Source organism: Pseudomonas sp. LBUM1657, assembly GCF_059716075.1.
In genome coordinates, this window is the sequence record NZ_CP166799.1 from 2,834,644 (window position 1) to 2,845,168 (window position 10,525).

General features: G+C 61.1%; 11 protein-coding genes. All 11 read left to right on the plus strand.

From position 1 onward, the window contains the following. Positions 1-107: 107 nt before the first annotated feature. On the plus strand, positions 108-569 hold the full coding sequence (gene pedF, locus ACA055_RS13120) for a cytochrome c-550 PedF (RefSeq protein WP_497684019.1): 462 nt from the start codon (positions 108-110) through the stop codon (positions 567-569). Between the two features lie 3 nt (positions 570-572). Then, the gene (locus ACA055_RS13125) at positions 573-1,451 is read left to right on the plus strand and encodes a substrate-binding periplasmic protein (protein WP_497684020.1); all 879 of its coding nucleotides are present in this window, start codon (positions 573-575) and stop codon (positions 1,449-1,451) included. Then, positions 1,448-2,209, plus strand: coding sequence for a quinoprotein dehydrogenase-associated SoxYZ-like carrier (locus tag ACA055_RS13130; RefSeq protein ID WP_497684021.1), 762 nt, complete (start codon positions 1,448-1,450; stop codon positions 2,207-2,209). Before ACA055_RS13125 ends, ACA055_RS13130 begins: the two co-directional genes overlap by 4 nt. A 16-nt stretch (positions 2,210-2,225) precedes the next feature. Next, positions 2,226-3,164, plus strand: coding sequence for a quinoprotein relay system zinc metallohydrolase 1 (locus ACA055_RS13135; protein ID WP_497684022.1), 939 nt, complete (start codon positions 2,226-2,228; stop codon positions 3,162-3,164). 277 nt (positions 3,165-3,441) lie between these two features. Then, positions 3,442-5,220 (plus strand): PQQ-dependent methanol/ethanol family dehydrogenase, encoded by a 1,779-nt coding sequence (locus ACA055_RS13140; protein WP_497684023.1) that lies wholly within the window; start codon positions 3,442-3,444, stop codon positions 5,218-5,220. 182 nt (positions 5,221-5,402) lie between these two features. After that, entirely contained in the window at positions 5,403-6,923 is a 1,521-nt protein-coding gene (gene exaC, locus ACA055_RS13145; RefSeq protein WP_497684024.1) for an acetaldehyde dehydrogenase ExaC, read from the plus strand. Between the two features lie 256 nt (positions 6,924-7,179). Beyond that, positions 7,180-7,251, plus strand: a complete 72-nt coding sequence (pqqA, locus tag ACA055_RS13150) for a pyrroloquinoline quinone precursor peptide PqqA (RefSeq protein ID WP_003253598.1) — start codon at positions 7,180-7,182, stop codon at positions 7,249-7,251. 55 nt (positions 7,252-7,306) lie between these two features. Beyond that, entirely contained in the window at positions 7,307-8,221 is a 915-nt protein-coding gene (gene pqqB, locus ACA055_RS13155) for a pyrroloquinoline quinone biosynthesis protein PqqB (protein WP_497684025.1), read from the plus strand. Between the two features lie 126 nt (positions 8,222-8,347). Further along, the gene (pqqC, locus tag ACA055_RS13160; RefSeq protein WP_497684026.1) at positions 8,348-9,100 is read left to right on the plus strand and encodes a pyrroloquinoline-quinone synthase PqqC; all 753 of its coding nucleotides are present in this window, start codon (positions 8,348-8,350) and stop codon (positions 9,098-9,100) included. Continuing rightward, positions 9,097-9,369: a pyrroloquinoline quinone biosynthesis peptide chaperone PqqD gene (gene pqqD, locus ACA055_RS13165; RefSeq protein ID WP_497684027.1), complete on the plus strand. Its 273-nt coding sequence runs from the start codon at positions 9,097-9,099 to the stop codon at positions 9,367-9,369. The genes pqqC and pqqD overlap by 4 nt, the downstream gene beginning before the upstream one ends. Then, on the plus strand, positions 9,347-10,489 hold the full coding sequence (gene pqqE / locus ACA055_RS13170; protein ID WP_497684028.1) for a pyrroloquinoline quinone biosynthesis protein PqqE: 1,143 nt from the start codon (positions 9,347-9,349) through the stop codon (positions 10,487-10,489). Before pqqD ends, pqqE begins: the two co-directional genes overlap by 23 nt. Positions 10,490-10,525: the final 36 nt, after the last annotated feature.

Below are 10,525 nucleotides of genomic sequence, written 5' to 3' on the forward strand. Positions count from 1 at the left end.
CTAGACGGCGGGCACCAAAGCAGCATGGGGCTGGCGCAACGGGATTCCTAAGATGGTTGCCATAGCCTCTGCCAAGAGGTTTTGCGTGCAATCCTGAGGGCATAACAATGACAACAAAACGCAACGCCTTGCTCGTTGCCGGACTGCTGGCCGGTTTTATCAATGCAGGTTCCGCTTGGGCCCACGGCAACGTCGTGCCCCAGGCCGTCGCAACCCAGGGACTGACCGCGATCAAGGACGCTGGCGTGCAGGTCGATGCCGATGGCTGGGCGGCAGTGAACCCTTACCGCACTTCCAAGGAACACGACAAGGCCGTGGAAATCGGCTCATCGGCCTACAACCAGAACTGCGCGGCCTGTCATGGCCTGGAAGCCAAGTCCGGCGGGATCGCTCCCGATCTGCGCATGCTCGATGTCGGCGACGCCGGTGATGAATGGTTCGTCGAGCGCGTTCGCAACGGCGCCGTGCGTGACGGCCGGGTGTACATGCCGAAAATGGCCGACTACCTGAGCCAGGAAGCCTTGTGGGCGGTACGCACATACCTGGATAGCGTTCACGTCGAGGAGTAATCCATGCGCCTGCTCGCTGTGTTGATCAGCACTGTGTTGCTGTGCTGCCAGATGGCGCAGGCGCAGGTCCGTACCTATGACCAGATGATCGCTGCCGGGGAGCTGAAAGTAGCGGTCTACAAGGACTTCGCCCCCTACAGCTTTCAAGATGCCGGTCAGCCACGGGGTGTTGATGTCGAACTCGCCCAGGCGCTGGCCAGGGCGCTTGGCGTGCGGTTGACGTTGATGTGGGCGCCCGCCGGCGAAAAGCTTGACGACGACCTGCGCGACTACATCTGGCGTGCCAGTCAATTGCACGATCAGCAACTGGCCGACCTGATGATGCGCGTGCCCTATGACCAGGACTACGCGCGCAAACGCAACGAACTGGGCGAGCTGGAAAACGGTCATGTGGTGATGTTCGGGCCGTACCAGAGCGAACAATGGCAAGTCGCCTTCGACCGCCGCCGGCTGGACAAGGTCGGCAGCGTTGCGGTGTTCGAGCAGCATCCGATCGGCGTCGAGGTCGACAGCGTGCCGTCGTTCTACCTGACCTCGGTGTTCAACGGCATGCTTGCGGGTAAAACCCACCATTATCCTGGCGTACCCCAGGCCTTCGCTGCCATGAAGGCCGGTGAAGTCGACGCCGTCATGGCGATGCGTGGCGAGATCGACTGGCAGGTTCACCTGGCGGCGGACCCGAAACTGGCGCTGGCGGAAAACGCTTACCCGAACATGGGTAAACAGCTCTGGGAGATTGGCATGGCGGTGCATGAAAGCAACCGTCAGTTGGCTTATGCCGTGGAGGAGGCGCTGGAAGCGTTGATCCGCGACGGCTCGGTCAAGACCATTTACGGCCATTACGGCCTGCGCTATGACGTGCCCGAGATGTATCAACAGTGAATTGGCGAGCGAGTTGTCTGTTGGCCTGCTGGCTACCCATGGCCGCGCATGCGGCGAACATCGAACCGGGCAAAGACCCGGTGCCGTCGGTGATGTGGGCCTTCTATCACAAGCAGATGCTGGGCGATGCGCCATTCGTATTCGATGATCGGGTCAAGCTGCTCGCGCCGCCCTTCGCTGAAGACGCCCGGCAAGTTCCACTGGAAATCGACGCCCGTGCGTTCAAGGGCGAGGTGGTGAAGATCCTCGCTTGGGCCGAACTCAATCCCTTGCCGAAAATCGTCGATTTCCAACCGTTCAATGGCGTGCTGCCGTGGCTGTCGATCCGCATCCGTATCGAACAGGCGACGCCCTTGCGCGCGGCGGTGCTGACTCGCGACGGGCTGTGGCATGTCGGTTCGACGCTGATCGATGCGGCGGGTGGTGGGTGCACGGCGCCGAGCGTGGTACGCACTCAAGCGGGCTGGGAAGACCACCTCGGCGAAGTGTTCGGCGGGCGTTATCCCCGTGGCGATTTCAGCCGCGTGCGTTTGCAAGTGGCGCACCCGATGGACAACGGCATGGTCAGCGGCATCCCGGAGTTCTTCATCAACCAGGCCGAACTGCGCGACCAGCACGATCAGTTGCTGGCCCGTCTCGAGTTGTTTCCCGCCGTCAGCGAAAACCCCAGCCTGGCCTTCGATATCGAAGGGGCAGGGCCGACGCGTCTGTTGTTGCGCGACAACAGCGGCAATCAATTCGATGCGGCCATACCCTGACCCCAAGGAGCGCGTGATGCGCTGGATGCTGCTGTTGTTCATGAGCCTGAGCCTGCCGGCCCTGGCCGACCTCGACTATTCACTCAAGCCGCGGCAGATCGCCGAAGACACCTGGCTGCTCGAAGGCAGCACCGACCATTTCGCCAAGGCCAACGGCGGCAACATCGTCAATACCGCGTTCATCGTCACCGAGCGCGGCGTGGTGGTGATCGATACCGGGCCGTCCCGACGCTACGGGGAAGCGATGCGCAAGGCGATTGCCGCGACCACCGACAAACCGGTGATCCAGGTGTTGCTGACTCATCATCATCCTGATCATGTGCTGGGCAACCAAGCGTTCAGCGACGTGCCGATCGGCGCGCTGACCGGCACCACCGACCTGCTGCGGCAGCAGGGCGATGCCATGGCCGAGAACCTGTATCGACTGGTAGGCGACTGGATGCGCGGCACCGAAGTGGTATTGCCAAGCCGGACGCTGACGCCCGGTGTACTCAGTTTTGGGAATCACGATCTGCGCCTGCTGAGCCTGGGTGGGCACACCGGCGCGGATCTGGTTATTCTCGACCGGAAAACCGGCGTGCTGTTTGCCGGGGATCTGGTGTTTTACCAACGGGCGTTAACGACGCCCAACAGTCCGGGGCTGTCGGTGTGGCTGGGGGACATTGCCACGCTTCAAGGTTTGCCGTGGACGTTGGTCGTGCCTGGTCATGGCCCGGTGGCCACGGACATCAAGCCCTTCGAGCAGATGCGCGATTACCTGGGCTGGCTCGATCAGTTGATGCGCGACGGCGCTGCCAACGGCACCGACATGACCGAGATGATCCGCAGCCCCATCCCCGAACGGTTTTCAGGCATCAACCTGAGCCGCTACGAGCTGATCCGCAGCGTCAGCCATTTGTACCCGAGTTACGAGCGCGGGCAGATGACCCGAGTCGATTCCGCCGCGGCAAAATGATCAAACACAGCCCCCCTGTGTGAGCGAGCTTGCTCGCGATGAGGCCGTAACATTCAACATTTATGTCGGTTGATACACCGCCATCGCGAGCAAGCTCGCGCCCACAGTGGATGGGTGTGGACCACAGATTTGATGGTACTCATCACCTGCGACCCGGTACTAAGGAACTAGCAATCTCAGCACTGCGGGCAATTGTTGGAAGGGCGGCGGCGCCCAAGAATCTGCACCAGACCGGGAAAATTTCCCGGGTATAACAAAAACCGCAGAGGCAGCCGTCATGACCCAACCCGCACGTCGCCAACCTTTCGTCTTGAGCCTGTTGCTCAGTGCCATGCTGTTGTCCGGCAGCGCCCTGGCCGGCGTCACTGATCAGGAAATCCTCCAGGACCCCAAGAACCCTGAGCAGATCGTCACCAACGGTCTGGGCGTCCAGGGTCAGCGCTACAGTCCGCTGGACACCCTCAACGTCAACAACGTGAAGGACCTGCGGCCGGTCTGGGCGTTCTCCTTTGGCGGGGAAAAGCAACGCGGTCAGCAAGCACAGCCGATGATCAAGGACGGCGTGATGTACATGACCGGCTCCTATTCACGAGTGTTCGCGGTGGATGCACGCACTGGCAAGAAACTCTGGCAATACGATGCGCGCCTGCCCGATGACATCCGCCCGTGCTGTGACGTGATCAACCGAGGCGTCGCACTGTATGGTGACCTGGTGTTCTTCGGCACCCTCGACGCCAAGCTCGTGGCGCTGAACAAGGACACCGGCAAAGTGGTCTGGAGCAAGAAGGTCGCCGATCACAAGGAAGGCTACTCCATCAGCGCCGCGCCCATGGTGATCAACGGCAAACTGATTACCGGCGTGGCCGGTGGCGAGTTCGGGGTGGTCGGCAAGATCGAAGCCTACGACCCGAAAAATGGCGACCTGCTGTGGACCCGTCCGACCGTCGAAGGTCACATGGGGTACGTCTACAAGGACGGCAAGGCTGTAGAAAACGGCATCTCCGGAGGCGAAGCGGGCAAGACCTGGCCCGGCGATCTGTGGAAAACCGGCGGCGCCGCCCCTTGGCTCGGTGGCTACTACGACCCCGAAACCAATCTGCTGCTGTTCGGCACCGGCAACCCGGCGCCATGGAACTCGCACCTGCGTCCTGGCGACAACCTCTACTCGTCGTCGCGCCTGGCGCTCAACCCGGACGACGGCACCATCAAATGGCACTTCCAGAGCACGCCCCACGACGGCTGGGACTATGACGGCGTGAATGAGCTCGTCTCGTTCAACTACACCGAAGGTGGCAAAGAAATCAAAGCCGCCGCCACTGCTGACCGAAACGGTTTCTTCTACGTGCTGGACCGTACCAACGGCAAATTCATCCGCGGATTCCCGTTCGTGGACAAAATCACCTGGGCCACCGGCCTGGATAAAGACGGTCGGCCGATCTACAACGAAGCCAGCCGACCGGGCGCACCGGGCAGTGAAGCCAAAGGCAGTTCGGTATTCGTAGCCCCGGCATTCCTTGGTGCGAAAAACTGGATGCCGATGGCCTACAACAAGGACACAGGACTGTTCTACGTGCCATCCAACGAATGGGGCATGGACATCTGGAACGAAGGCATCGCCTACAAGAAAGGCGCGGCGTTCCTCGGTGCCGGCTTCACCATCAAGCCATTGAATGATGACTACATCGGCGTGCTGCGGGCCATCGACCCGAAAACCGGCAAGGAAGTCTGGCGCCACAAGAACTTCGCGCCGCTGTGGGGCGGGGTGCTGACCACCAAGGGCAACCTGGTGTTCACCGGAACGCCGGAAGGTTTCCTGCAGGCATTCAACGCCAAGACCGGCGAGAAAGTCTGGGAATTCCAGACCGGCTCCGGCGTGCTCGGCTCACCCGTGACCTGGGAAATGGATGGCGAACAGTATGTCTCGGTGCTGTCCGGTTGGGGGGGTGCCGTGCCGCTGTGGGGCGGCGAAGTGGCCAAGCGCATCAAGGACTTCAACCAGGGCGGGATGCTCTGGACCTTCAAGTTGCCCAAAGATCTGGTGGTGGCCAAGCACTAAAACAAAGCCCACCGCACAAACACTGTGGGAGCAAGCTCGCCCCCACAATGGTTTGTGCAAAACCTACTACCAAATAACGAGACGCCCCCTGCCAACGGCGCATTCGTCTGGCACGCGGGGCTCTCTACTATCGGTTCATCGCCTGTTTACCCAACAGGCATCGACCCAGACAGAGGCCCACCATGATCTACGCACAACCCGGAACACCAGGCGCCGTCGTGACGTTCAAGGCGCGCTACGGCAATTTCATCGGCGGCGAGTTCGTCGCGCCGGTCAATGGCGAGTACTTCACCAACAGCTCGCCAGTCACCGGTGAAGTGATCGCCGAGTTCCCGCGCTCCAGCGCCGCCGACATCGAAAAAGCTCTCGACGCGGCCCATGCCGCTGCCGATGCCTGGGGCAAGACCTCGGCCCAGGACCGCTCGCTGGTGCTGCTGAAAATTGCCGATCGCATCGAACAGAACCTGGAAATCCTCGCCGTCACTGAAACCTGGGACAACGGCAAGGCCGTGCGCGAAACCCTGAACGCCGACGTGCCGCTGGCCGCCGACCACTTCCGTTACTTCGCCGGTTGCATCCGCGCGCAGGAAGGCGGTGCCGCCGAGATCAACGAGCTGACCACCGCCTATCACTTCCATGAACCGCTGGGCGTAGTCGGGCAAATCATTCCGTGGAACTTCCCGCTGCTGATGGCCGCCTGGAAACTCGCCCCGGCCCTGGCTGCCGGTAACTGCGTGGTGCTCAAACCTGCCGAGCAGACGCCACTGTCGATCATGATTTTCGCCGAGCTGATCGCCGATTTGCTGCCGCCCGGCGTGCTGAACATCGTGCAAGGTTTCGGCCGTGAAGCCGGTGAAGCGCTGGCCACCAGCAAGCGCATTGCCAAGATTGCGTTCACCGGGTCCACCCCGATTGGCGCGCACATTATGAAATGCGCGGCCGAAAACATCATTCCGTCGACTGTTGAACTGGGCGGCAAGTCGCCGAACATCTTCTTCGAAGACATCATGAACGCCGAACCGCAATTCATCGAAAAAGCGGCCGAAGGCCTGGTGCTGGCGTTCTTCAACCAGGGCGAAGTCTGCACCTGTCCGTCCCGGGCGTTGGTGCAGGAATCGATCTACGACGATTTCATGAAAGTGGTGATGAAGAAGATCGTCAAGATCAAGCGCGGCAACCCGCTGGACACCGAAACCATGGTCGGCGCCCAGGCGTCCGAGCAGCAATACGACAAGATCCTCTCGTACCTGAAAATTGCCCAGGAGGAGGGTGCCGAGTTGCTCACTGGCGGCGCGGCCGAGCGTCTTGAAGGTGATCTGTCGACCGGTTATTACATCCAGCCGACCCTGCTCAAGGGCCACAACAAGATGCGCGTGTTCCAGGAAGAAATCTTCGGCCCGGTGGTGGGAATCACCACCTTCAAGGACGAAGCCGAAGCCCTGGCAATTGCCAACGACAGTGAGTTCGGCCTCGGTGCCGGCCTGTGGACTCGCGACATCAACCGCGCCTACCGCATGGGCCGGGCGATCAAGGCCGGTCGCGTGTGGACCAACTGCTACCACCTGTACCCGGCGCATGCCGCATTCGGTGGCTACAAGAAATCCGGTGTCGGCCGTGAAAACCACAAGATGATGCTCGACCACTACCAGCAAACCAAAAACCTGCTGGTGAGCTACGACATCAATCCGTTGGGCTTCTTCTAACCCACAAGCACACCCCAAACCCTGTGGGAGCGGGCTTGCTCGCGAAAGCGGAGTGTCAATCAACGAATGTGTTGAATGTGATGCCGTCTTCGCGAGCAAGCCCGCTCCCACATTGGTTTTTGTGTGTTTCCAATGTCAGCGCACACCCCCTACCAATGCACGCCGCCACCTCGTTCGAAAGTAGCATTCGGGTGCCTGATGCCCCGTGCATTAATGGCTTTACCGGAATCGCCCGGAACAAGAAGAGGATTGACCCATGTGGACTAAACCCGCGTTTACCGATCTGCGCATTGGCTTCGAAGTGACGATGTATTTCGCCAACCGTTGATTGTTCACCCGGCCAGCCGTTGCGTTGGCCGGGCCTGCCTTCTGGAGCAGCGCCCATGCACATTCGCATTCTTGGTTCCGCCGCTGGCGGTGGTTTCCCGCAGTGGAACTGCAACTGCCGCCAATGCGCCGGTATGCGCAACGGCAGCCTGCGGGCGCAACGGCGCACGCAGTCGTCGATTGCCCTGAGCGACAACGGTGTGGACTGGGTGCTGTGCAATGCGTCACCGGACATCCGCGCGCAACTCGAGAGTTTCGCGCCGCTGCAACCTGCGCGCCGGTTACGCGATACCGGTATTGCCGGCATTGTTCTGCTGGACAGCCAGATCGACCATTGCACTGGCCTGTTGAGCCTGCGCGAAGGCTGCCCGCATTCGGTGTGGTGCACCGAGCGGGTTCATCAGGACCTGAGCAGCGGCTTTGCGTTGTTCACCATGCTCGAGCACTGGAACGGTGGCTTGCAGTGGCAACCCATTGGCCTGGACCGCGAGCCGTTCCGCATCGCGGCCTGCGAACACCTGCAATTTCGTGCGATTCCATTGGTGAGCAACGCACCGCCGTACTCGCCCAATCGCGGCAATCCGCAGCCGGGCGATACCATCGGCCTGTTCATCGAAGACCTGCGCAGCGGCGCATCGCTGTTTTACGCACCGGGCCTGGGGCAAATCGATGAAGAAGTGCTGGGCTGGATGCAGCGCGCCGATTGCCTTTTATTGGACGGCACGCTGTGGCGCGACGACGAGATGCGCGTGTGTGAAGTCGGCCAGAGCCTGGGCAGTGAAATGGGGCACCTGTCGCAAAGCGGCCCCGGCGGGATGCTTGAGGTGCTGGAGGGTTTTACCCGCCAGCGCAAGGTGCTGATCCACATTAACAACACCAATCCGATCCTCGATGAAGACTCGGCAGAGCGGGCGTTGCTGGAGCGGCGTGGCGTCGAGGTGGCCTATGACGGCATGGATATTGTGCTGTAGCGAATGGCCTCTTCGCGAGCAAGCCCGCTCCCACATGGGATCTGCGGTGTACACAAAACCCTGTGGGAGCGGGCTTGCTCGCGAAGGCGCCAGACCAGACACCGCAGAGCTTCCAGGAGAACCGCAATGACTGACACCCCAATGTCCCCCAGCGAATTCGAAGCTGCCCTGCGTGCCAAAGGCATCTACTACCACATCCATCATCCATTCCACCAAGCCATGTACGCCGGTCGCGCAACACGCGAACAGATTCAAGGCTGGGTCGCCAATCGCTTCTATTACCAGGTGAACATCCCGCTCAAGGATGCCGCGATCCTCGCCAACTGCCCGGACCGCGATGTGCGCCGGGAATGGCTGCAACGGATTCTCGATCACGACGGTGTCCCCGGCAGCGAAGGCGGCATCGAAGCCTGGCTGCGATTGGGCGAAGCGGTGGGGCTGGATCGTGAACAGATTCTTTCCCAGGAACTGGTATTGCCCGGCGTGCGGTTTGCTGTGGACGCCTACGTCAATTTCGCCCGCCGCGCCTGTTGGCAGGAAGCGGCCAGCAGTTCCCTGACTGAACTGTTCGCGCCACAAATCCACCAGTCCCGCCTCGACGCCTGGCCGACCCATTACCCGTGGATCGACGTTGCCGGTTACGACTATTTCCGCACACGCTTGAGTCAGGCCCGGCGCGATGTCGAGCATGGTTTGCGCATCACCCTCGCGCATTACGTCACGCTGGCGGGGCAGAAACGGATGCTGGATATCCTGCAATTCAAGCTCGACGTGCTGTGGAGCATGCTCGACGCCATGAGCATGGCCTACGAGCTGGAACGCCCGCCGTATCACACCGTCACCGCCGAAAACGTCTGGCACCGGGGGATAGCCCTGTGAGCCTGATCAATCGCGAGCAGTCACCGTCCTTGCGCCAGGGTTTTCGCCTGCAATGGGAGCCGCGCCAGGACTGTCACGTGCTGCTGTACCCCGAAGGCATGATCAAACTCAACGCCAGTGCCGGGCAGATCCTCGATCTGGTGGATGGCCAGCGCAGCGTGGCGGCGATCATTGATCGACTGTCCGCAAGTTTCCCCGGCGTGCCGGGAATCGACGAGGACGTGGTGGCGTTTCTGGAGGTGGCTCATGCGCAATTCTGGATCGAATGATTCACCTCCCGGCCCGCCGCTGTGGCTGCTGGCAGAGCTGACCTATCGTTGCCCGCTGCAATGCCCGTATTGCTCCAATCCGCTGGACTTTGCTCAACAGGGCGAGGAATTGAGCACCGAAGAATGGATCCGGGTGTTCCGTGAGGCGCGCGAGATGGGCGCTGCGCAGTTGGGGTTTTCCGGTGGCGAGCCGTTGGTGCGTCAGGACTTGGCGGAGTTGATCAAAGCTGCCCGGGACATGGGTTACTACACCAACCTGATCACCTCGGGTATCGGCCTGACTGAACAGAAGGTGCGTGATTTCAAGGTCGCAGGGCTCGACCACATTCAGATCAGCTTTCAGGCCGCCGACGAAGCGGTCAACAACATGCTCGCCGGCTCGCGCAAAGCCTTTGCGCAGAAACTCGCCATGGCCCGGGCAGTGAAGGCCCAGGGTTACCCGATGGTGCTGAACTTCGTCACCCATCGGCACAACATCGACCGAATCGACCGGATTATCGAACTGTGCCTGGAGCTGGAAGCGGATTTTGTCGAATTGGCCACGTGCCAGTTCTACGGCTGGGCCGAGCTCAACCGCGTCGGTCTGCTGCCGACCCGGGAACAATTGCAGCGTGCCGAACGGATCACCAACGAGTATCGCGAACGGCTTGAGGCCCAGGGCCACCCGTGCAAGCTGATCTTTGTCACCCCGGATTACTACGAAGAACGCCCGAAAACCTGCATGAACGGCTGGGCCAACCTGTTTCTCGACATCACCCCGGACGGCACGGCGTTGCCTTGCCACAGCGCCAGGCAGTTGCCGGTGCAGTTTCCCAACGTGCGTGAGCACAGCATCGAGCACATCTGGACCGACTCGTTCGGCTTCAATCGCTTTCGTGGCGATGACTGGATGAAAGAGCCGTGCCGCTCCTGCGATGAAAAACACAAGGATCTGGGCGGTTGCCGCTGCCAGGCGTTCATGCTCACCGGCGATGCCGAAAATGCCGACCCAGTGTGCAGCAAATCACCGCACCACGGCGTGATCCTCAAGGCCCGCGAGGAGGCTGATGCGCCGGGGCTGGGCATGGAACACCTGACGCTGCGCAATGAGAAGGCTTCGCGGCTGATCTATCGCGGATGAATCGGAAGCTGACACCAATCCCCTGTGGGAGCGGGC